The following is a 21832-nucleotide window of genomic DNA, read 5'->3' on the forward strand; positions in this document are numbered from 1 at the left end:
CCGGTACCGCCGCGCGGTGATGGCAGAAAAGGCGAAGTGTAAGGGCTGGGCCTGAACGATGGCGTGCGCCGGCCGCCGGGGCGAAAAGTTCGCCGCGCCGGCCCAGTGCGCCATCGGGCTCTGGTAGATTCCGGCACGTCCTCCCAGGTATCGCCTATGTCCGGCAAGAATCAATTCTCCCTGCTGCGGTCGCGTCGTTTCGGCCCGTTCTTCTGGACCCAGGCACTCGGGGCCTTCAACGACAACGTCTTCAAGAACGCGCTGGTCAGCCTGATCGTTTTCCAGGTGGCCACCACGTCATCGGCGCAGAGCAACATCTACACGAACGTCGCCGCCGCGCTCTTCATCCTGCCCTTCCTGCTGTTCTCGGCCACCAGCGGCCAGCTTTCCGACAAATTCGACAAGGCACGCATCGCCCAGCTGGTCAAGGTGATGGAGCTGGCGATCATGCTCGTCGGCCTGGTCGGCTTCGTCCTGCACAGCATTCCGCTGCTCCTGGCAATGCTTTTCATGATGGGCCTGCATTCGACCCTGTTCGGCCCGCTCAAATACGGATTGCTGCCGCAGGTTCTGCAGAAGGATGAACTGGTCGGCGGCAATGGTCTGATCGAGATGGCCACGTTCATGGCCATCCTGGTCGGGCAGATCCTGGGCAATGTGTTGATCGATACACCCGTCTACGGGCCGTGGCTCGTCGGCGCGGCAACGATTGCGATCGCCCTCGTCGGCGTGGCCACTTCGCGCGCCATGCCGAAGGTCGACGCCCCGGATCCGGGCCTGGTCATCAACTGGAATCCCTTCACCGAAACCTGGCGCAACCTCGGGCAGATCCGCGGCAATCGCGCGGTGTTCCTGTCCTGCCTGGGGATCTCCTGGTTCTGGTTTTTCGGTTCCGTGTTCATCACCCAGCTGCCCAACTACGCCAAGTTCGTGCTCGGCGGAACGAACACCGTCTACACCTTCCTGCTCACGCTTTTCTCGCTGGGCATCGCGACCGGCTCGCTGCTGTGCGAACGCATGTCGGGCCACAAGGTGGAAATCGGACTCGTCCCGTTCGGCTCGATCGGCATGACGCTGTTCGGCGCCGACCTGTACTTTGCGCACCCGACCCTGGCCACCACGCAGGGCCTTGGCATCGCGGCGGTGCTGGCGACGCCGGGTATCTGGCGCGTCATCGTCGACCTGGTGCTGATGGCCGTATTTGCGGGTTTCTTCATCGTGCCGCTGTTCGCGCTGATCCAGACGCGCTCGGATCCGGCGCGCCGCTCGCGCGTCATCGCCGCCAATAACATCCTCAATGCGCTGTTCATGGTGGTGGCGGCCGGCCTCTCGGCCGTGCTGCTCAACGTGGCCGGCCTGAGCATCCCGCAATTGCTCCTGGCTACTGCGCTGATGAACGCCGTGGTCGCCATCTATATCTACACCCTGGTGCCCGAGTTCCTGATGCGTTTCCTGACCTGGATCCTGGTCAACACGCTCTACCGCATCAAACTGGAAGGCCTGCAGCGCATTCCCGACGAAGGACCGGCGCTGCTGGTCTGCAACCACGTCAGCTACATGGACGCGCTGATCATTGGCGGCAGCGTGCGCCGGCCGGTACGTTTCGTGATGTACTATAAAATATTCAATATTCCACTTCTCAGCTTCATCTTCCGCACGGCCAAGGCGATTCCGATTGCCGGTGCCAGGGAGAATCCGGACTTGCTGGAGAAAGCATTCGACGCCGTCGACCAGGCGCTCGCCGAAGGCGAGGTGGTGTGCATCTTCCCCGAGGGAGCGCTGACCAAAGATGGCGAGATAGCCCCGTTCCGCGGCGGCGTGGAACGCATCCTGGCGCGCCGCCCGGTGCCGGTCGTCCCGCTGGCGCTGCGCGGCCTGTGGGGCTCGGTATTCAGCCGTCGCGATACACGGCTGGGCCGCTCGCGCCTGCCGCGCCGGTTCTGGTCACGCATTGGCCTGGCCGCGGACGAACCCGTGCCGGCGGATGCGGCCAACGCGGCGCACCTGGAGCAGCGTGTTCGCGCCCTGCGCGGCAGCTGGGCCTGAGGGTGAGGGTCACCCTGTCTACCACCTTGGCCGGCCGCGCAGACCGGGTCGGCGCCGATTGGAAACGCCATGCCGCCTGAGTCATCCCGCATCCTGTTTCTGAGTGTTTCGGCCGGCGCCGGTCACGGCCGTGCGGCCGAGGCGCTGCGCGTGGTCGCCGAGAAACGACACGGTGCCCAGACCCGGCACTGGGACGTGATGGATCACGTGCCGTCCACGTTCAAGAAGCTGTATACGGAATACTATCTTCGCCTTGTGGATAAGTTCCCGGCGATCTGGGCGCAGATCTACCGCATCACCGACCAGACGCCGCCCGATGCCACGATGGCACGCCTGCGCCGCGCCATCGAGCGCCTCAACGCCCGCTCGCTGCGTCTGGCGATCGAGGAATTCGCGCCGCACGCGATCGTCTGCACGCACTTCCTTCCGGCCGAACTGCTCCAGCGCGAGCGGCGCCGCGGCCGTCTGGCCACGCCCACCTTCGTGCAGGTCACGGATTTCGACCTCCATTCGCTGTGGGTCGTGCCGGAACTGGACGGCTACTTCGCGGCCAGCGACGAGGTCGCCTACCGCATGCGGGCCCGCGGTCTGCCGGCCGATCGCGTGCACGTGACCGGCATTCCAATCATGCCCGTGTTCTCGCAGCCGCATCTGCGCGCCGAATGCGCACGCGAGTACCGGCTCAATCCGGATCTTCCCACCCTGCTGCTCATGGGCGGCGGCGCCGGCGTGGGCGCGCTCGACGAGGCCGCGGAAAAACTGCTGCATATCGAGCGCGATTTCCAGCTCGTGGCCCTGGCGGGAAAGAACGCGGCGATGCTCGACCGCCTGTCGCAACTGGCCGGCCGGTATCCGGGCAAGCTCATTCCCCAGGGCTACACGAACCGGATCGAGCGGCTGATGGGCGCTGCGGATCTTGCGATCAGCAAGCCGGGGGGACTCACCACGTCCGAGTGCCTGGCGATGGGATTGCCGATGATCGTGTTCTCGCCCATTCCGGGGCAGGAGGAGCGCAACTGCGACTACCTGCTCGAACACGGCGCCGCACTCAAGGCTGTCGACGCCGTCGCCCTGGAATACCGTGTGCGCAAGCTGCTGGAGAACCGTGCGGCGCTCACGCGTATGCGCGACCGGGCCAAGACACTGGGCAAGCCCGCCGCCGCAGTCGCGGTGATGGAACAGGTCGTCGCGGGCCTGTGATCGTTTTCGCCCGGACCATGACGTGAGTTCGCCTGGACACCCACTGCGCGTCGGCATCACGGCGCGACTGGTGACCGGCGACCCGGCGGCGGGCGGCGCCCGGCGCAAGGATATGCTCGCCGCCGAACGCGACCTCATTGACGCGATTGCCCGCGCCGGCGCCTTGCCGCTGATCCTGCCGTGGACGCGCGAAGGCCAGTTGCCCATCGCCGCGATCGTCGAGGGCATCGATGCGCTGGTCCTGCAGGGTGGCGCCGATGTTGCGCCGGAATCCTATGCCCAGGCCCCACTGCGATCCGAATGGACGGGCGATGCGACACGCGATGCGTTCGAGCTGCAGCTGCTGCGCGGCGCCGTCGCGCACGGCCTGCCCGTGCTCGGCATCTGCCGCGGATGCCAGCTCATCAACGTCGCCTACGGCGGTACCCTGTTCCAGGATCTGGCGCAGTTGCGCGCGCGCAGCCGCTGTCACTCGCAGCCATTGATCTACGAGCGTCATCACCACGCGGTTGCACTGGCCGCTGGCGGCTTGCTGGAATCGCTGTACGGCCGGCAACAGGGCGGCGTCGTGTCCGCGCATCACCAGGGCATCGACCGTCTTGGCGATGGTTTGAAGCCGGAAGCGTGGTGCGCCGAGGATGGCCTGGTGGAAGCGGTTCGTGCCGAATCGGGCTGGGTGCTGGGTCTGCAATGGCATCCGGAATTCCGTGCACCGGTCGCCGATGCACTCGATTTCGCGCCGTTAATGGACACTTTTTTAGCCGCGGCAATGGGGAAGTGGTCTTTGACCCCGGCTGCATCCGCGCCGTAAGCTCCAGCGCCGGAAACCTTACCGATTTATCCATTTTCTGCGGCACAGGGGCATGCCGCTGTACCAACCCGGTGCGTCCCGACCACAGGGAACGCCGTAGCCATCGACGCTTATGTCCCCGCCCGTTGTACTCGTCGACACCTGCCCTGCCCTGTCACTACCGCGCGATATCACGTGGTCGGGAAAGGGGCGTACGCTGCTCCAGCTGGCGCCACGTCTGCGCGCCAGTCGTGTACCACCCAGCCTGTGCGTGGGATGGCAAACCTGGCGCGAGCACCGCAGTGCCACGATCGCGCGCATTGCCCGTCATTTCGGCCGGGGCGCCCTGGCGATCCGCAGTTCCTCTGCGGCAGAAGACCTGGCAAGCGCCTCCCAGGCCGGGCGCTACACCTCCCGCCTCGGCGTATGCGCCGGCGACGCGTCCGCGCTTGGGGCCGCCATCGACGCAGTCTTTGGCAGCTACGATTCGCGCAGCACCAATGACGAGGTCCTGATCCAGCCGCTGGTCACCTCACGCCTGGCGGCCGTTGTCGCCAGTCACGCGATCGAGGACGGCGCGTCCTACTACGTTTTCAGCCTGGTCGAAGGGCCACGGACTGATTCGGTCACCCGCGGCGATGTTCCGGTGCGAACCGTGTATCTTGCCCGGGAAGCACCGACCGCCGACGATCCGGATATCGCGCGTCTGCACGCGGCCATCGGGGAGCTGGAACGTCTTTGCCCCGCAGGTCCGATCGAGGCGGAGATGGTGATCGACGGCGACGCCGTCGTCCTCCTGCAGGTGCGCCCCGTCATCGCGCCGCCGTTGCCGGACCCGACGGCCGCGCGGCGCCGCCGGCGCCAGCTCAATCTGGCGCGCAAGTCGCTGTGCGAGCCCGATCCCCATTGCCTGGGTGAAAGGCGCGTGCTGGCGCTGATGCCGGACTGGAATCCGGCCGAGCTGCTGGGCGCGCATCCACGCCCACTGGCATTGGGACTGTTTGGCGAGCTGATCGGCCGCTCCGCCTGGCGTAGCGCCCGTGCCGCGTTCGGCTACCGGATGCTGGCGGATACTCCGTTGCTGCTGCCTTTTGGCGGCCGCCCGTATGTCGACGTCAGGGCCAGCGCCAATTCGCTGCTTCCGGCCAGCATCGATACGGTTACCGCCGCCGCGCTGGTTGATGCATGGCAGGAACGCCTGCTGCGGCGCCCCGAACTGCACGACAAATACGAATTCACCGTCGCACAGACCTGTGTCGACTTCCAGTTCGATGCCGATCATGCGATCCGCTACGCCGGACTGCTCGGCCGCGAGCGCCTGGCCCGCTACCGCGCGGCGCTTGCCACGGTCAGCGCCCGCTGTGTGGACGCCACCGCGCTACAGCATTCTGATCACCGCTTTGCGCAGCTGCGCCGCGCCGTTTCTGCGCCGGAAATGCATCCACTGGCGCTGATCCGCGCTGCCACGGCGCTGGGCGCGCTGCCGTTCGCGTCGGTTGCCCGCCAGGCGTTTGTGTTCGAGGCGCTGATGCGCTCGGCGGTGGCGCGCGGCGCATTGAGCGAATCGCGACTGCTGATGCTGCAGCAATCCTGCGCCACGGCCACGCGCGATTTCCTGACGGCTGGCCGCGACGAGCAGATGGCCCAATTCGGGTTTCTGCGTGCCGGCACTTTCGAGATCACCACGCCGCCACTGGCCGAGCTGGGCGTGGAAGCGCCTGCTGCCGGGCTGCATCAGGCACCGCCTTTTGAACTGACGGGCAACGAGGCGGGTGCACTTCAGAAATTGCTGCGCGAAGCGGGCTATCACCTGTCGGCCGGCGAGCTGATCAAACGCTATCAACAGGCGCGGCAAGGTCGCGAACGCGGCAAATACGCCTTGTCGCACGCGGTCTCGGTGTTGCTCGAAGCAATCGTGCGGGCGGGCGCACGGATCGGCCTGGATCGCGAATCCCTCAGCTGGCTCACACCGCATGCCTTCGCGCATGCCCTCGCCGGCGTGGACTGCACCGCGCAGATCACCCACGCGCGCGAGCAGCATCGCGTGGACGCTCTGCTGCGGCTGCCACCGGTACTTGACCCCACCCGCTCGCTCGACAGCGTCACCGTGGATGCGGGCGCGCCCAGCTTCGTCGGCAACGGCCGCGGTACCGGGCGTGTGGTGCGGGTTGCCGCATCCGCGTCGCCGGCCAGCATACCCTCGCGTGCGGTGCTGGCCATCGAAAGCGCCGATCCGGGTTTCGACTGGATCTTCTCGCGCGCGCCCGCCGCGCTGATCACCGCCTTCGGCGGGCCGAATTCGCACATGGCCATTCGCTGCGCGGAACTGGGCGTACCCGCCGTCCTGGGCCTGGGGCTTGAACGCTGGCGTCGCCTGGCCACTACCCGTCATTTGTGCGTCGACGCGGCGACCCAGTCGCTCACGCCTCTTCACCATTGCCGCTGACAACTGACCGGATGAATGCACTGAACTGGGACTACTCCGCCCTCGCGACGCACTACGACAAACGCGCGCCCTACGCCACCGACGCCATCGATGCACTGGTCGCGGCACTGCAGCTGGACGCCACCTGCGCCGTGGCCGACATCGGCGCGGGCACCGGTCGCCTGAGCCTTCCCCTGGCCGAACGCGGACTCACGGTCACCGCGGTCGAGCCCAATCCGCAGATGCGCGCCATCGGCGAGCAGATCCGGCATCCACGGCTGCGCTTCGTCGATGGCTGCGGTGAAACGACGGGCCTGCCCGCCGGCGCATTCGGACTGGTGAGCTATGGGTCATCGTTCAACGTGCTCGATACCACCGCCGCGCTGGACGAGTCCTGCCGGCTGTTGCAGAACAACGGCGCCATTGCCCTGCTGTTCAATCATCGCGACCTGGAGGATCCGCTCCAGCGCGAGGTCGAAGCCGTGATCCGCCACCACGTGCCGGACTACGCCTATGGCAGCCGTCGCGACGATCCGACACCACGCATCGCGCAGCACGGCGGGTTCGGCACGGTGCAGTCGCTGTCGACGCGCTTCATCCACCGCACCAGTCGTGCCGACTTCATCGATGGTTTCCGCGCCCATGCAACGCTGCTGCGCCAGGCCGGAGCAGCCCGCGCCGCCGTATTTGCCGGGCTGGAAGCGCTGCTGGCGGACCAGCCGGTTATCGACGTGCCATTCACTACACGCGCCTGGTACGCGCACCGTCGGCCCTGCTGATGCAGGCGGTCATCCTCGCGGCCGGACGCGGTTCGCGCCTGGGCCAGCTCACGCGCAGGCGGCCCAAGGCCGCCCTGCGACTGGCTGGCCGGCGCCTCATCGACTGGCAATGCGCGGCATTGGAGGCCGCGGGTATCGACGCGATCCGCGCCGTCGCCGGACATGCCGGTGAGGCGTTGCACGCACCGACCGGCGTGCACGTTTTCCACAACGCCGACTGGTCCACTTCCGGACCCGTGGCTTCGCTCCTGTGCGGCCTGCCTGATACCCCGCGCCAGCCGGTACTGATGGCCTATGGCGACGGCGTGTTTCATCCGGACCTGGCGCGGGCGCTGCGCCACTCGGATGCCGACATCGCCATCACGGTGGACCTGCGCTGGCACGCCCTGTGGAGTCGGCGTTTCACCGACGTGCTGGCCGATGCGGAAACGCTGAAGGTCGACGCTGGGCAGCTGGTTGCCATCGGCGCACGTCCGGCGCACGTGGACGACGTGCAGGCGCAGTTCACCGGCCTGCTGCGGCTTTCCCCTTCCGGATGGAAGATCGTACAGGACTTCGTCGGCGGCCTCTGCGTCGTCCGCCGCGCCAGCCTCGACACAACCTCGCTGCTGTCGGCACTGCTTGCCGAAGGCGTTGCCATCGAGGCGATTCCCGTCGAAGGACGCTGGTGCGAGGTCGACAGCGCCCGCGACCTGGCTCTGTACCGTCTCCTCGCCCGTCGCACGCCCGGCTGGAGCCACGACTGGCGCTGGCGGCATCCGTCATGAGCGTCATCTGGATCACCGGGCTTGCCGGTGCCGGCAAGAGCACCCTGGCTGCCGCACTGGCTCTGCGTCTGCGCTCCGAAGGCCACGTCGTGCAGCTGATCGACGGGGACCTCGTGCGACAGTCGCTGGGCCCACTCGGCAACGGCTACTCGCGCGAGGATCGGCTCGCCGTCGCCGGTCATATTGCCGCTCTTGCCCATGCGTCCAGTCGCGCCGGCCAGGTCGCGGTGGTCGCCACGGTCTCGCTGTTCCAGGCCATCCATGCGCAGAACCGGGCTCGCAATGCCGACTATTTCGAAGTGCTGGTCAATGGTGCGCCGGGACGGCTGGCCCGCCGGGCGGCCGAACTGGCCGGCCGCGGCCCGCGCGTCGGTGCGGACATCCCGCCCGAGTTCCCCCTGAATCCGCACCTGGTGCTGGACAACCACGGCGATGGCGACGACGCCGTCGCGATGCTGGCCGACACCCTCCTGGACGAATGGAAGCGACGCCATGTTTGATACACGTACACAGTTTCACGAATACCCGGACGTGGAGGGCTTCGCGCGCTACGACGTCGAGATCGCCTCCTCGGAAATGCCCAGTGGTGCTTCATGGCTGGCCAACTGCCTGCTGGAACTGGACGTGGCACTGTGGAAACCCTGGGGCGCCGACCTGCGCGAGGATTGGCAATCCCTGGGCGAACGCCGCTTCCGCTACGTGCGCAGCGACGAAGCCTGGCGGCGCCTGCTGCCCAGCCTGGAGGCGGGCCGTGAGTTCCAGTTCCGCGCCACGCCGGTGCCGCGCATGACGCACGCCTGGCCCGGCACCTATGGCCCGGTCGCCCGGACGATCCTGTTCGTCCGCGATCCACGCGATGCGCTGCACTCCCTGTGGCACCGTGCGCGCCGCATCAAGCTGGTGCCGGCCGACGAATCCTTCGAGCGCTTCCTTGCGGATCCGTGGTTCCACTATCCGGTGAGCCGCGCGGACTACCTGGCGTTCTGGCTGCGCGTATGGCGCGTTGCGCTGGCCGGGCGCGAGCACCTCATCGTGCGCTACGAGGACTACCGGCGCGACGCGCTGGGCACACTGCAACGCGCCACCGCCTTCCTGGGGCTCACCGCCACACCCGCGCAGCTGCAGGCGGCCGTCGCGGCGTCGGACTACCAGGTCGCCCGCGAGGCCGAGGCCCGGCTGATCGACGCCGGCACCGTCGATGCGGTGTTCAATCGCGCCGGATGTGCCGAGGAATGGCGGAGGGCTTTCGATCCCGACATGCACCGGGCCGTCGGCTCGCGCTTCGCGGCGCTCTACGACTGGCTCGGCTATGCGCCGGACGCGAGCGGGCAGGCGCGTCCCGGGAAGGTCGTCGATCCGGCCTGGATCGATTCGATGCTCGTGGCGGCACAGGCCGATCAATGGCCCGACGATCAGCGGGCGCGGTTGAGGTGCTACTTCACGGCAGCCTGCACCGGACCGTAGGCGCGCCACGGCCCGGCTACTGGCGTGGCGGCCCAGTCGGCGTAGGATGGGCGAGTCGTGCGGACCGGCTGGGGACGGGCCTCCAGCAGTGCGACCGTTTGCACCGCCGGTCGGCCGGGTTAGCACATTTGTGAACCCGGTCGCTTCCCGTCTCCAACCGCGTCACAGTACGTGCGGCCCCGTGTGGGCGACGCTGGACGGGTTTCGGGGAGGAACCAATCATGCGTAAGTGGACCAGGCAGATCGTTGCCGCGGCGTCAGTGGTGCTGGGCTATTCAGCCGTCGCGCCGGCACAGCAATTGCCGCATCCCATTCTGTTTGTCACGCAGTACCCGCTGCCCTACGACTTTGCAGCGATCGGCTCGGTATTCGCCAATCACCGCGGGACGGTCAACGTCGTGGGGCGCGGCGGCGACCTCTACATCCGTTATCCGAACGGAACCTTGCGCAACCTGACCCAGGAAGCCGGCTTCGGCAATGCCGGCCAGCAGGGCGCGACATCCATCGCGGTGCGCGACCCCGCCGTATCGTGGGACGGCACGAAAGCCGTATTTTCGATGGTCATCGGCGCGCCCACGCAGCAGTACCAGCTGATGGAGTCGTACTTCCAGCTGTACGAGGTCACAGGACTGGGTTCCGGCCAGACAGCCACTATCACAAAGGTAGCGAACCAGCCGCTCAACCGGAACAACGTCATGCCGGCCTACCTGTCGGACGGCAGCATCGTTTTCGCCAGCGACCGCACCCGCAACGGCGCGGCCCATCTGTATCCACAGCTGGACGAATACGAATCCACGCCCACCCCCACGGGCCTGTGGCGCCTGTATCCGGCAACGGGACGGCTGGACCTGCTGGAGTATTCGGTGTCCGGCTCGTTCAACCCCATCGTCGACAGCTATGGCCGGATTGTCTTCACGCGTTGGGATCATCTCCAGCGCGACCAGCAGAACGATGCCACGGACAACCCCTACGGCGCCTTCAACTGGACGTCCGAGGCGCTCAATGCCGTCGCGACAACCGACCGCACGGAAGTCTATCCCGAGCAGCGCTACGCCGTTTCGAATCTCAACGGCCACACGATCAATCACTTTTTCCCCTGGACGATCAACCAGGACGGCACGGAAGAGGAAACACTCAACCACGTCGGCCGGCACGAGCTGCACAGCTATTTCGATCGCAGCTTCAACAATGATCCGGCGCTGACCGAGTTCATTCCGCCGCAGAGCCGCCTGAACATGCTCAACATGCTGCAGATGCGCGAAGACCCGACCACGCCGGGCCGCTACATCGGCATCGACGCGCCGGAGTTCTACACGCACGCCGCCGGCCAGATCATCCGCATCGACGCCGCGCCCACGGTCAATCCGGCCACGATGACCGTGGCCTATCTCAATCCACGCAGCAGCACGCGGTTCTACGATTCGCCGGATGTACCGCCGGCTGACTTCACCGGCCATTACCGCAATCCACTGCCCCTGTCGGATGGCCGCATGATCGCCGCGCATACCAGCGAGTCGCGCAGCGCCGGCAATGACGGTACGCGCGCCAATCCGATCCCCCGCTACCAGTTCCGCCTGAAGCGCCTGGCGGCGGGCGCCGGCGGCTTCCTGGAACCGGTCGAGAATCTGACCGGCGGCATCACCAAGAATGTCAGCTATTGGGACCCGGATGTCCTGGTCAGCTACAACGGTCCCTTCTGGGAGCTGTCGCCAGTGGAAGTGCGCGCGCGCACCGCGCCGCCGTCCACCGCCACCGCGCTCAAGGCACCGGAGCAACAGGCATTCACCCTGGAGAACGTGGATGTGAATGCGTTCCGCGACTACCTGCGCGCCAACCAGCTCGCCCTGATCGTGATGCGCAACGTCACCACGCGGGACAAGGCGGACAAGCAGCAACCCTTCAACCTGCGCGTCCCGGGCGGTACGCAGACCACCGCCAGCGGCGGCGGCCAGTTGTACGACATCGCGCATATGCAGTTCTTCCAGGGTGACCAGATTCGCGGCATGGGCGGCTCGGCCTCGCCGGCGGCGGGACGGCGCGTATTGGCGCAGGTGATGCACGATCTGCCGACCCTGAAAGCCAATGCGGACCATGTCGCCGGGCCAGCCGGCAGCGTGCCGATCGCCAGCGATGGCTCGGTTGCCCTGTTCGTACCGGCGCAGCGCGCGATGGCCTGGCAGTCGACGGCGCCCAACGGAACGCCGGTCGTGCGGGAACGCTACTGGATCAATTTCCAGCCCGGCGAGATCCGCGCCTGCGACGGATGCCACGGCGTGAACCAGGTCAACCAGGCGACACCCGGCGGCACCGCCGCACAGAACACCGCGCTGGCCCTGCGCGAGCTCCTGGCACGGTGGCGCAACAAACAGGTCGACCTGATTTTCCACAACAGCATGGAAATGCGCTGATCACGCGTCCGCCGGCGGCAGCCTACCAAGGCTCCGCCGGCCGCGTGCTACGTCTTTTGTACCGATTCCCAGCTCAGGCCGAAACGCGCAAGGTATTTGCGCAGGCGATCCGCATCGTTCGTGCTGGTACGCTGACGGCGCGAGGCGGCAAAAAGCTCGCGCCCGGCTTCGGACAAGGTGCGTGAACGCCGGCAGACGTCGATCACGTCGCGCAGCTGCACCGCATCGAAGCGGTCGACATCCCCGGCCTTTTCCCCCAGGCAGTCGGCAAGAATGTCCGCCGCCGCGCCGGGCGTGCGCCACAGGCGCTTGAGCCGGACAATCTCGTCATCCACCGTCTCGGCCTGGATACGCCCGCCAAGCGCGAAGGTGGCCATGCGCATCACGGACGCGCCCAGGTCGCGGAAATTTCCCAGCCACAGGGCCTGCGGCGACGTGGCGAACCGGAGGTAGCGATCCCGCGCTTCGCGGTTGAAGGTCACGCGCTGGTTGTTCTGCCGGGCGTAGCGGTCCAGTTCGTGGTCCAGGTTCGGATCGATGTCTTCGCGGCGTTCGGCCAGCCCGGGCAGGCAGAATGTCCACAAGTTCAGACGCGCGAAGAGATCGTCGCGGAAACGCCCATCCTGCACGCGCAGGGCGAGATCGCGGTTGGTGCCGGCGATCAGCTGGAAGTCGCTTTCCACTTCACGGTCGCTGCCCACCGGCAGGAAGCGCTTTTCCTCCAGTGCGCGCAACAGCATGGCCTGCTCGTCGATGCCCAGCTCACCGATTTCGTCGAGGAAAAGCAGGCCACGGTGCGCCGAACGCAACAAACCTGCGCGATCCGCACCCGCTCCGGTGTACGCGCCCTTGATGTGGCCGAACAGCGCGCTCATGGCGCCGTCGCCGCGCAGCGTCGCGCAGTTGACCTCGACGAAACCGCCCGGGAGCTGGTGCTTGAGCTTCTTCAGTTCGAACACGCGACGCGCAAGCTGGCTCTTGCCGGCGCCGGTCGGCCCCATCAGCAGGATGGGCGCGCTGGAACGGATCGCGACGGTCTCGATCTCGTCGATCAGCCGGTTGAACGCGGCGCTGCGGGTGGCGATGCCGCTCTTGAGGAAGGTCCGGTCTTCCTGGCGCTCACGCTGGAAGCGCTGGGCGATGCGGTCGTAGCGCGACAGGTCGAGGTCGATGACGCTGAACGTGCCTGGCAGCCCCTTGCCCTGCTGCGCGGGGGGCGAGGTCTGCAGCAGGCATCCGGGAAAATGCCGGCTCTCGGCCAGCAGGAACCAGCAGATCTGCGCCACGTGCGTACCCGTCGTGATATGGACGAAGTACTCCTCCTGGTCCAGATCGAAGGGGTAGCTGGCGCAGAAGTCATGCAGCGCCGCGTAGACCGTTTCGAAATCCCAGGGGTCGACCAGGGCGAGGTTGTTCGCGCGCACCTGGATTTCCGGTGCCACCTGGCGCAGATCCGCACAAACGACCTCGGCCAGGCGCGCGTACTTGCGCTGGTCGATGAGCAGCTCCAGCCGGTAGGGGAGGAAATCCTCGTGCATGCCCAGCGAGATCGTGGGCCGCCACTTGTCCCAGCGCCCGGGGCCGTTGCCGCCGTCGAGCTGGGTGCCGATGAATCCGATGATGACGGTGCGCTTGGCCATATACAGAATGATAAACAGGCTATCTCATGGGCGCCAAATTTCCGCAGAACACTGGTCGACGCATCCACGAATTTCAATAATAAAATCTTTACCATCAATACGTTACGAATACTCCCGCCCGGTTGGCACGACTGCTGCTCTATGTCAGCCGTCGAAAGGGAGAACGTATCATGGCAAATCAGCAGCTCTTCGCCAGCCGGCGTGGCGCCTTTGTTCCGGCTGCTAACACCACCAACGAGGCCGGTGGCGCCGCCTACCAGCGTGACGCCGTGGCCGCCCTCGCGGTCTATGCCGCAACCGGATGCCTGAACGGCGTGTTCTACGCCGATGCCCAGACCCAGCTGGCGCAGGTATTGCGGCTCTGCGAGGCGGTGCCGACTGAGTTCGTGGCCAGGACCGCGCTGTATGCGCGTCAGAACGCCTATATGAAGGACATGCCGGCCTTGCTGCTGGCACACCTGGCCCAGCGTGACGGCGCCCTGTGCGAGAAGATTTTTGACCGGGTGGTCGACAACGGACGGATGTTGCGTAACTTCGTGCAGATCGTGCGCAGCGGCGTGACGGGACGGAAGTCCCTCGGAACGCGGCCCAAGCGGCTGGTGCGCCAATGGCTGGAACGGGCGTCGGTGGACCAGATTCTCGCCGCGGCGGTCGGCCAGAGCCCGTCGCTGGCGGACGTGATCCGGATGGTCCATCCCAGGCCGCAGGACGCGGAGCGGGAAGCACTATACGCCTGGCTGATCGACCGGCCGTACAAAGCGGAAGCGTTGCCGGCGAAGGTGCAGGCTTACGAGACGTTCAAGCAGAACCACGAGGGCGACGTTCCGGATGTTCCGTTCCTGTTCCTGACCAACCTGCCGTTGACGGATGCCCACTGGACAGCAATCGCCCGGCGCGCCTCCTGGCAGACCGCGCGGATGAACCTCAACACGTTCCAGCGTCACGGCGTGTTTGCCAAGCCTGACGATGTCGGGCACCTGGCGGCGAAACTGCGTGATCCGGCCCATGTGGCCCGGGCCCGCGCATTTCCCTACCAGCTGTTCGCCGCCTGGAACGCGATCACCGGCGATATGCCGCAACCGCTACGCGATGCGTTGCAGGATGCGATGGAGCTGGCGACGCAGAACGTGCCGGTCCTGGCGGGCAATGTGGTGGTCGCGGTGGACGTGTCTGGATCGATGTCTTCGCCCGTGACGGGTAACCGGCCGGGCTCGACGACGAAGATGCGGTGTGTCGACGTCGCAGCGCTCATCGCGGCGTGCGTGAAGCGGAAGAACCCGTCGGCGCGGGTGATCCCGTTCAACACGCAGGTGGTGTCTGTCACGCTCAATCCGCGCGACAGCATCACCACGCAGGCCACGACATTGGCGAACGCGCTCGGCGGCGGCACCACGGTCAGTGCGCCGCTGGCCCGGCTCAACGCCGAGAAGGCGATGGTGGATACGCTCATCATCGTCTCGGATAACCAGAGCTGGGCGGATACATGCAAGGTCGCTGCGACGGCAACGATGAAGGAATGGAGCACGATCAAGCACCGCTGCCCCGGCGCGAAGCTGGTCTGTATCGACCTGCAGCCGTACATGACGAGCCAGACCGTGGAATCGGCTGACGTGCTGCATGTCGGTGGATTCAGCGACGCGGTGTTCGATGTACTGGGCACCGTGGCGTCCAATGGACTGGACATGGCCAGCTGGAAGCAGCGGATCGAACGCATCTCGTTGTAAGCGGGCCCTGCCCGCAACAGGTACCGCGACGGGAGAGCCCGTCGCGGCGGAGGAACAAGACGTTTTCGCGGTGAATGCCGGTGGAACTACAGACTATGAATCTCCAGGTCGCGGGTTCGACTCCCGTCGCCGCCGGGCAACCGGCGCGTAGCTCAGTGGCAGAGCAGGAAGTTTCACCCCTTTTTGTCACCGCACTTTTTTTGATGTAGGGCAACACACTTTTTCGCGGCGAATGCCGGTGGAACTACAGCCTTGATGCTCCTGGTCGCGGGTTCGAGTCCCGCCACCCTCGCAGCCGCGCGGGTGTAGCTCAGTCGGTAGAGTAGGATGTTTCACCTAAACCTTGTCGCCGCACTCTTCGGGTCGATGGGCATGACAGGCACGACGGATACAGAACATCCGGTCTCGCACGCCACATCGGCCAGCACGAAAGGATGAAATCAGATGACGACCAACGCCAACTACAACGTCATTCAGGAAGGCGGCGCGCCCATCAAGGCCTGGACGCAGGGAGTACCCCTGGAAGAGGCCGCCCGGCAGCAGCTGATCAACATGTCGCGCCTGCCGTTTATTCACCGATGGATCGCCGTGATGCCGGACGTACACCTGGGCAAGGGCGCGACGGTCGGTTCCGTGGTGCCGACCGTGGGCGCGATCGTTCCGGCGGCCGTCGGCGTGGATATCGGCTGCGGCATGATGGCCTACCAGACCACGCTGACAGCGGCACAGCTGCCGGACAATCTCGGCGCGATCCGCAGTGCGATCGAGCGCGCGGTTCCGCACGGTTTCGTCACCGTGCAGGGCCGCAGCAATAACGGTGCATGGATCGCGCCGCCCAACTCGGCCGTGACGCGCTGGCGCAATCTGCAGGAGCGCTACGACCTGCTGGTCGAGAAGCATCCGAAAGTCGCACACAAGTCGCCGCTGAACCAGCTCGGCTCGCTCGGTGGTGGCAACCACTTCATCGAGCTGTGCCTGGACGAGAAGGACCAGGTCTGGATCATGCTGCACTCGGGTTCGCGCGGTGCGGGTAATGCGATCGGATGCTACTTCATCGAGAAGGCGCGCGAGGAAATGCGGCGTCACTATGTCAACCTGCCCGACCGTGACCTGGCTTACCTCGCCGAAGGCAGCACGCTGTTCGAGGACTACGTCAACGCCGTCGACTGGGCGCAGGAGTACGCCGCCGAAAACCGGCAGCAGATGATGGACACGATCGTCCGCGTACTGCGCGAGCACCTGCCCGCCTTCACGCTGACGCGCATGGCGATCAACTGCCACCACAACTACATCAGCCGCGAGCATCACTTCGGCAAGGATGTCTTTGTGACCCGCAAGGGTGCGGTCAGCGCCAAGGAAGGCCAGTACGGCATCATTCCCGGCAGCATGGGTGCCAAGAGCTTCATCGTGCGCGGCCGCGGTAACGCCGAGAGCTTCCATAGCTGCAGCCACGGGGCCGGACGCGTGATGAGCCGTACGGCGGCAAAGAAGCTGATCAGCCTGCAGGATCACGTCCGCGCCACCGCGCACGTGGAATGCCGCAAGGACGCCGCGGTGGTCGACGAATCGCCCGCCGCCTACAAGCCGATCGAAGCGGTGATGAAGGCCCAGGAAGATCTCGTCGAGATCATCCATACGCTTCGCCAGGTGGTGTGCGTGAAGGGCTGAGGCACCAGGAAACAGGGAAGGCCGGGCGCCACGCGCCCGGCCGCGTCATCGTTTACACGTAGAAAAATAGCCATGTCCATGATTGAACTTGACGGCTCCGCCGGCGGTGGCCAGTTGCTCCGCACGGCCTTGAGCCTGAGCCTGTGCACCTCTACCCCGTTCCGCATGTCCGGAATCCGGGCAGGCCGCTCACGGCCTGGCCTGATGCGGCAACACCTCACGGCCGTGGAGGCTGCGCGGCGCATCGGCAATGCACACGTCCTCAATGCCGCACCCGGCTCCACGGAACTGGTCTTCGAGCCCGGCGTCATCGTGGCCGGTGACTTTCACTTTGCCGTCGGCACCGCCGGCTCGACCATGCTCGTCCTGCAGACGGCGCTGCCGGCCTTGTTGCAGGCGGATGCCGCCTCGACGCTGCGCGTCGAAGGCGGTACGCACAATCCGCTGGCCCCGCCAGCCGATTTCCTGCAGCACGCGTTCCTGCCGCAGCTGGCACGCATGGGCGGCTCGGCATCGGTCAATGTCGTCAGGCACGGTTTTGCACCGGCCGGCGGCGGCCTCGTCGAATTGGCCGTGACGCCTTCGAGCCTGCAGCAGATCACCCTGTGCGAGCGTGGTGCTGTTCGGCAGATCCGGGCGACCGCCTTGCTGTCAGGCCTTGATTCGAGCATTGGCGAGCGCGAGGTGCGCGCGGCAGCCAGACGGCTGCCGATGGCCGAATCCGACCTGGAAGTGCGGCAGGTCCGGCCTGCGCTGGGTCCGGGCAATGCCTTGCTCATCACCGTGCACTGTGAGCACGTCAGCGTGGTGTTCACCGGATTCGGCGAACGCGGCAAGACAGCCGAGCAGGTAGCCGCCGACCTGTGCGCCGATGTGCAACGCTACCTCGACAGCGGCGCGGCCACCGACACACACCTGGGTGACCAGTTGCTGCTGCCGATGGCCCTCGCCGGCGGCGGTCGCTTCACCACGACGGAATCGAGCGACCATCTGCGCACCAACGCCGCGATGATCGAAAAGTTCCTGCCGGTGGAAGTGACGATCCTCGATCGCGGTCCGCAGCACTTCGAAGTGTCCATCCAGTCCTGAGTGAGGGCGGTTGCGCGCAAGCGCGCGGCCGCCCTGATCAGCTGACGACCTGGTTGCGACCTTTTTCCTTGGCCTTGTAGAGGCATTCGTCCGCCGCCTTGAGCACCTCGTCGGGGCTGCGCCGACGCGCGTCACGCTGCGCCACGCCGATACTGGCGGTGACCTTTACGGTGCGCTGCTTGTCCTTGGCGCGCGGCGCCTTCCGGGATTTCGCCGACGGTTTGCGCGGCAACGCAACCGGGGTGTTTTCGATATTCATCCGGGCTGTCTCGCAGGCATCCGCCGCGCCGTCCGGACGCCGGAACAGCAGGCAGAACTCCTCGCCGCCAAAGCGGAAGGCGCGCCCGCCGGGTGTCTTCGCCAATTGCCGCGCGACTTCGATCAGCACCCGGTCACCGGCATCGTGGCCGTGCTTGTCGTTGAACTGCTTGAAGTGATCGACATCCACCATGGCCAACGCGTAGGTGCCGGACAGTCGCGCCAGCGTCTCGTCCAGCGCGCGACGGTTCGGCAGTCCGGTCAAGGCATCCAGGAAGGCCAGGCGCCAGGAGGAATAGAGGACGCCGGCGCCGGCCACGAGCGCGCCGATCAAGAGCCACAGCTGCAGACCGATACCGGCCAGCTCGATCAACCCGAAGGCCAGGCTCAGCGCGCCAAAGGCGATCGCCAGATCCAGCGCGTTGCGCCGGTGATACCCGTGCATCGCCATGACGAGCGCGGCGAAGACACTCAGCGCAACCGCCACGCGGCGGGGCCGTGCATCGACGAATCCCAGTGGCAACAGGCCTTCAAGGGCGCGCCAGACGTGCGGTGGCGCCACACTGACCAACCAGGTGATCGTGGCCAGCAACAGCGCGGTGACAAGCATCCGGCGGGATCGGAATGGCGGCTCGGGCATGACCGCGGCCAGCACCATCAGCCAAGGGCCGAACATCGTCGTGGCCGCTGCCGCGCGACCGCCCCATTCGGACACGGCCGGATCCGTTGCCAGCGCCGCGACCGCCAGGGCGAGCGTCGCCAGCACCAGCGCGGCGCGGTGGCGTCGGAACGCCAGCGCGAGCGCCAGGGCCAACAGGCATAGCAATGGGGCAAATGACGATATCGAGCTCATACGGCGGTCAGGCTGGCGACCTGCCGGCGTCTGGACCCGTCGGCAGCAACGCCACGGAGCAGGCCAGAAATCCCGGCAGGACGATGTCGACGAACGGACCACCACCACGGTCATCCGCACGGGGAAGCGTCGCGCCGAGTGATCGGCGAAACCCCGTGGAACGCGCGTTCGGCGCCGGTGAACGGCAAGCTTGGCAGATCTGCCTGCCGCCGTGAACCGCCGACGTGATACGCCGGGAAGATCTCATCCGCTGCGACGCGCCAGATCGGGGTCCGCGGCCAGCACGCCGCAGCATCGCAGGAATGCCGCGGTTTCATCGATACAGGCCTGGCTGCGGAACTGCGCCAGGAAATGCGGGCCATCGATGTCGCGGATGCGCAGGTCCTGCACCAGCTGCGCCAGCACCGACCCTGCCCGGCGCGGCACGACCCGGTCTCGCCCCGCGCGCAGATACAGGACCGGCAGCCGCAGCGAACGCGCCTGCTCCCGCACATCCACGCGCAACGCCGAACGCGCGCGCGCCGCCATCACCGCGGGAGCGACTCCGGACAGCACGCCGGCCAGACGACGCGACCACGCCGCATCACCGTCACGGCCGAACAACCCCTGTGCCAGCACCGGCATCGGCAGGGCCCACGCCGGCAAGACCGGCACGAACGAGGCCATGACACGGGTCCACGGCGGCGGCAGGTGCGCGAAGGTCGCGCACAGAATCAGCGCTCGCAAGCCGGGCGGCCGTCGCGCGGCCGTCAGTATCGCCAGCGGCCCCGCAAAGGATTCGGCGAACAGCACCCAGTCGCCCCGCGGCAGTTGCGGAGCCAGCCAGTCCGCCAGTTCGTCATAGCCGAGTGGGCGATCCGGCGGGTAGGACGCGATCTGCGTCGTCCCCAGAGGAGCCAGCCGCGCGGCGAAGTCGTCATAGAACGCGCCACTGCCGTCCATACCCGGCAGCAAAAGGAAGTGAGTCATCCGGACCATTCTAGGCCACCGCCCGGCGGGGCGGCAGTTGAAATTAAATTCACTGTTAATTAAATTCTATCCATGAACCGGAAGAAGCCCTCACCCACCACAGCCCCGGCCGCCGCGCGCGGGCGCGGCCGGCCCGCCAGCGCCGCCGTCGACCGCGAGGCGCGTGAACGCCTGATCGACGCCGCAGTCACCCTGTTTTCCGAGCGCGGCATCGCGGCGACGCCGCTCTCGGCCGTGGCCCGCGCCGCGCACGTGACACCGGCGCTGCTGCACTACTACTTCGGCAATAAGGAAAACCTGGTCGACGCCATCGTCGAGGAGCGCTTCGTACCCATCGTCAGCCAGGTGGTGCACAAGCTCTCCGGCATCGAAGCCACGCCGCGCGCCGCCTTCACCACGTTCGTGCAGGAAGTCACCGCGACGCTTTCCACACACCCGTGGCTGCCGCCCCTGTGGCTGCGCGAAGTCGTGACCGAAGGCGGGCAACTGCGCGAGCGCATCGTCGGCCACATGGCGCCCCGGCTCGCCCAGCCGCTGGTCGGACTGGTGCGCCAGGCGCAGGCCGAAGGACGGCTCAATCCCGCCATCGAACCGCGCCTGATCATGGTCTCGCTGATCGGCCTGACCGTGTTCCCGTTTGCGGCACAAGGCATCTGGCGCCCGCTGTTTGAAGCCGGCGACGTGACCGCCGAGTCCCTCGCCCGCCATGTGCTGGCGCTGCTGCTCGACGGCCTTCTGCTACCCGATAAGTAGCTTTTCCTCTCCCCCAGGACCAACGCCATGCGCTGCCTGCCCGCCCTCCTCCCGCTGATCGCCCTCCTGGCCGCCACCGGTTGCGCGCCGCAGGCGCCGCCGCTGCTGGGCACCCTCGAATGGGACCGTATCGGCGTCGCCGCCGAAGCCTCGGAGCCGATCACTGCCATCGCGGTGAATGAAGGCGATACGGTCGCGGCGGGCCAGCTGCTGCTCGAACTCGACGGATCGCGTGCGCAGGCGCAGCTGGAGCAGGCCGAGGCGGAACGCCAGCGCGCGCAGGCGCTGCTCGACGAGCGATTGCACGGTGCCCGCGCGGAAAACGTCGCCACCTTGCGCGCCGAGTGGCGGCGGGCGGACGCGCAACGCGCCAACGAGCGGCGCGAACGCGATCGCGCCGCCGAGATGCGCGGCCGTGGGCTCATTGCCCAGGCCGAACTCGATCGGCGCGAGGCCAGCTTCAGGTCGGCACGCGCGGAAGTGGATGCCGTCACGGCACGCCTGGCCGAACTGACCAATGGCACGCGTCCTGAACAGGTCGAGCAGGCACAGGCCGCGCTGGCGTTCGCCGAGGCGCGCGTGAAGGAACTGAGCCTGGCGCGCGAACGCCTGCGCGTCCACGCGCCGGCCGACGGCCGCGTCGATGCGCTGCCCTTCAAGCGGGGCGACCAGCCACCGCGCGGCGCCACCGTCGTGTCGCTGCTCACGGGTGATCGCCCCTATGCGCGCGTCTACGTGCCAGCACCGCGCCGCGCCGCGATCCAGCCCGGCGCGGAATTCACCATCCACGTGCAGGGCGCTGCAGCGCCGTTCCACGCCGCGCTGGCGCGCATCCGCAGCGAACCGGCGTTCACGCCGTACTACGCGCTAAGTGGGGACGACGCATCGCAACTGGTGTATCGCGCGGAGCTCGTCCTGGACGGCACCGACGAGACCCGGAAACTGCCCGCCGGGCTCACCCTCACCGCCGAGCCGCGCGACCATGGCCGCTGACAGCAC

General features: G+C 66.8%; 17 protein-coding genes. 14 read left to right on the plus strand and 3 right to left on the minus strand.

From position 1 onward, the window contains the following. Window positions 1-156 precede the first annotated feature (156 nt). From N4264_RS24315 to N4264_RS24355, 9 genes are all read left to right on the plus strand, one after another. Window positions 157-2046 carry an MFS transporter gene (locus tag N4264_RS24315; protein ID WP_261694793.1) on the plus strand — a complete coding sequence of 630 codons (1890 nt, stop codon included), beginning with the start codon at window positions 157-159 and terminating at the stop codon, window positions 2044-2046. Window positions 2047-2115: 69 nt separating this feature from the next. Continuing rightward, window positions 2116-3246 carry an MGDG synthase family glycosyltransferase gene (locus tag N4264_RS24320; protein WP_261694794.1) on the plus strand — a complete coding sequence of 377 codons (1131 nt, stop codon included), beginning with the start codon at window positions 2116-2118 and terminating at the stop codon, window positions 3244-3246. Window positions 3247-3268: 22 nt separating this feature from the next. Next, window positions 3269-4057, plus strand: coding sequence for a gamma-glutamyl-gamma-aminobutyrate hydrolase family protein (locus tag N4264_RS24325; protein WP_261694795.1), 789 nt, complete (start codon window positions 3269-3271; stop codon window positions 4055-4057). Between the two features lie 112 nt (window positions 4058-4169). Further along, on the plus strand, window positions 4170-6482 hold the full coding sequence (locus N4264_RS24330) for a PEP-utilizing enzyme (RefSeq protein ID WP_261694796.1): 2313 nt from the start codon (window positions 4170-4172) through the stop codon (window positions 6480-6482). Window positions 6483-6493: 11 nt separating this feature from the next. Then, window positions 6494-7240, plus strand: coding sequence for a class I SAM-dependent methyltransferase (locus tag N4264_RS24335; RefSeq protein WP_261694797.1), 747 nt, complete (start codon window positions 6494-6496; stop codon window positions 7238-7240). After that, on the plus strand, window positions 7240-8007 hold the full coding sequence (locus tag N4264_RS24340) for a phosphocholine cytidylyltransferase family protein (RefSeq protein ID WP_261694798.1): 768 nt from the start codon (window positions 7240-7242) through the stop codon (window positions 8005-8007). Before N4264_RS24335 ends, N4264_RS24340 begins: the two co-directional genes overlap by 1 nt. Continuing rightward, a complete protein-coding gene (locus tag N4264_RS24345; protein ID WP_261694799.1) occupies window positions 8004-8507 on the plus strand; it encodes an adenylyl-sulfate kinase in 504 nt (167 codons plus the stop codon). The genes N4264_RS24340 and N4264_RS24345 overlap by 4 nt, the downstream gene beginning before the upstream one ends. Further along, window positions 8500-9471 carry a sulfotransferase domain-containing protein gene (locus N4264_RS24350; RefSeq protein ID WP_261694800.1) on the plus strand — a complete coding sequence of 324 codons (972 nt, stop codon included), beginning with the start codon at window positions 8500-8502 and terminating at the stop codon, window positions 9469-9471. Before N4264_RS24345 ends, N4264_RS24350 begins: the two co-directional genes overlap by 8 nt. Before the next feature lie 221 nt (window positions 9472-9692). Then, a complete protein-coding gene (locus N4264_RS24355; RefSeq protein ID WP_261694801.1) occupies window positions 9693-11879 on the plus strand; it encodes an HzsA-related protein in 2187 nt (728 codons plus the stop codon). 47 nt (window positions 11880-11926) lie between these two features. Here the strand turns inward: N4264_RS24355 and rtcR are convergent, their stop codons facing one another. Beyond that, window positions 11927-13519: an RNA repair transcriptional activator RtcR gene (rtcR, locus tag N4264_RS24360; protein ID WP_261694802.1), complete on the minus strand. Its 1593-nt coding sequence runs from the start codon at window positions 13517-13519 to the stop codon at window positions 11927-11929. Between the two features lie 170 nt (window positions 13520-13689). Here rtcR and N4264_RS24365 point away from each other — a divergent pair, with 170 nt between their 5' ends. The 3 genes from N4264_RS24365 to rtcA all read left to right on the plus strand — a co-directional run bounded on the left by N4264_RS24365 (window position 13690) and on the right by rtcA (window position 18000). Further along, a complete protein-coding gene (locus N4264_RS24365) occupies window positions 13690-15243 on the plus strand; it encodes an RNA-binding protein (RefSeq protein WP_261694803.1) in 1554 nt (517 codons plus the stop codon). A 444-nt stretch (window positions 15244-15687) separates the two neighbouring features. Continuing rightward, the gene (locus tag N4264_RS24370) at window positions 15688-16911 is read left to right on the plus strand and encodes an RtcB family protein (RefSeq protein WP_261694804.1); all 1224 of its coding nucleotides are present in this window, start codon (window positions 15688-15690) and stop codon (window positions 16909-16911) included. A 72-nt stretch (window positions 16912-16983) separates the two neighbouring features. Beyond that, on the plus strand, window positions 16984-18000 hold the full coding sequence (gene rtcA / locus N4264_RS24375; protein WP_261694805.1) for an RNA 3'-terminal phosphate cyclase: 1017 nt from the start codon (window positions 16984-16986) through the stop codon (window positions 17998-18000). 37 nt (window positions 18001-18037) lie between these two features. Here the strand turns inward: rtcA and N4264_RS25670 are convergent, their stop codons facing one another. Then, on the minus strand, window positions 18038-19111 hold the full coding sequence (locus N4264_RS25670; protein WP_282563023.1) for a GGDEF domain-containing protein: 1074 nt from the start codon (window positions 19109-19111) through the stop codon (window positions 18038-18040). A 243-nt stretch (window positions 19112-19354) separates the two neighbouring features. Beyond that, the gene (locus N4264_RS24385) at window positions 19355-20080 is read right to left on the minus strand and encodes an alpha/beta fold hydrolase (RefSeq protein ID WP_261694806.1); all 726 of its coding nucleotides are present in this window, start codon (window positions 20078-20080) and stop codon (window positions 19355-19357) included. A 72-nt stretch (window positions 20081-20152) separates the two neighbouring features. On the opposite strand from N4264_RS24385, the gene N4264_RS24390 reads away from it, so the two are divergent. Both N4264_RS24390 and N4264_RS24395 read left to right on the plus strand, forming a co-directional pair. Next, window positions 20153-20833: a TetR/AcrR family transcriptional regulator gene (locus N4264_RS24390; protein ID WP_261694807.1), complete on the plus strand. Its 681-nt coding sequence runs from the start codon at window positions 20153-20155 to the stop codon at window positions 20831-20833. Window positions 20834-20860: 27 nt separating this feature from the next. Continuing rightward, complete coding sequence (locus N4264_RS24395; protein ID WP_261694808.1) at window positions 20861-21826, plus strand: HlyD family secretion protein; 966 nt, start codon at window positions 20861-20863, stop codon at window positions 21824-21826. The last annotated feature ends 6 nt before the right edge of the window (window positions 21827-21832 follow it).

The sequence above is a fragment of the Tahibacter amnicola genome, assembly GCF_025398735.1.
Taxonomy (GTDB): Bacteria; Pseudomonadota; Gammaproteobacteria; order Xanthomonadales; family Rhodanobacteraceae; genus Tahibacter; species Tahibacter amnicola.

Bases quoted from the DNA above. Each gene is read 5' to 3' on its own strand.
- N4264_RS24315 (WP_261694793.1), top strand. From the start codon at position 157: ATGTCCGGCAAGAATCAATTCTCCCTGCTGCGGTCGCGTCGTTTCGGC.
- N4264_RS24320 (WP_261694794.1), top strand. From the start codon at position 2,116: ATGCCGCCTGAGTCATCCCGCATCCTGTTTCTGAGTGTTTCGGCCGGC.
- N4264_RS24330 (WP_261694796.1), top strand. From the start codon at position 4,170: ATGTCCCCGCCCGTTGTACTCGTCGACACCTGCCCTGCCCTGTCACTA.
- N4264_RS24335 (WP_261694797.1), top strand. From the start codon at position 6,494: ATGAATGCACTGAACTGGGACTACTCCGCCCTCGCGACGCACTACGAC.
- N4264_RS24340 (WP_261694798.1), top strand. From the start codon at position 7,240: ATGCAGGCGGTCATCCTCGCGGCCGGACGCGGTTCGCGCCTGGGCCAG.
- N4264_RS24345 (WP_261694799.1), top strand. From the start codon at position 8,004: ATGAGCGTCATCTGGATCACCGGGCTTGCCGGTGCCGGCAAGAGCACC.
- N4264_RS24350 (WP_261694800.1), top strand. From the start codon at position 8,500: ATGTTTGATACACGTACACAGTTTCACGAATACCCGGACGTGGAGGGC.
- N4264_RS24355 (WP_261694801.1), top strand. From the start codon at position 9,693: ATGCGTAAGTGGACCAGGCAGATCGTTGCCGCGGCGTCAGTGGTGCTG.
- rtcR (WP_261694802.1), bottom strand. From the start codon at position 13,519: ATGGCCAAGCGCACCGTCATCATCGGATTCATCGGCACCCAGCTCGAC.
- N4264_RS24365 (WP_261694803.1), top strand. From the start codon at position 13,690: ATGGCAAATCAGCAGCTCTTCGCCAGCCGGCGTGGCGCCTTTGTTCCG.
- N4264_RS24370 (WP_261694804.1), top strand. From the start codon at position 15,688: ATGACGACCAACGCCAACTACAACGTCATTCAGGAAGGCGGCGCGCCC.
- rtcA (WP_261694805.1), top strand. From the start codon at position 16,984: ATGTCCATGATTGAACTTGACGGCTCCGCCGGCGGTGGCCAGTTGCTC.
- N4264_RS25670 (WP_282563023.1), bottom strand. From the start codon at position 19,111: ATGAGCTCGATATCGTCATTTGCCCCATTGCTATGCCTGTTGGCCCTG.
- N4264_RS24385 (WP_261694806.1), bottom strand. From the start codon at position 20,080: ATGACTCACTTCCTTTTGCTGCCGGGTATGGACGGCAGTGGCGCGTTC.
- N4264_RS24390 (WP_261694807.1), top strand. From the start codon at position 20,153: ATGAACCGGAAGAAGCCCTCACCCACCACAGCCCCGGCCGCCGCGCGC.
- N4264_RS24395 (WP_261694808.1), top strand. From the start codon at position 20,861: ATGCGCTGCCTGCCCGCCCTCCTCCCGCTGATCGCCCTCCTGGCCGCC.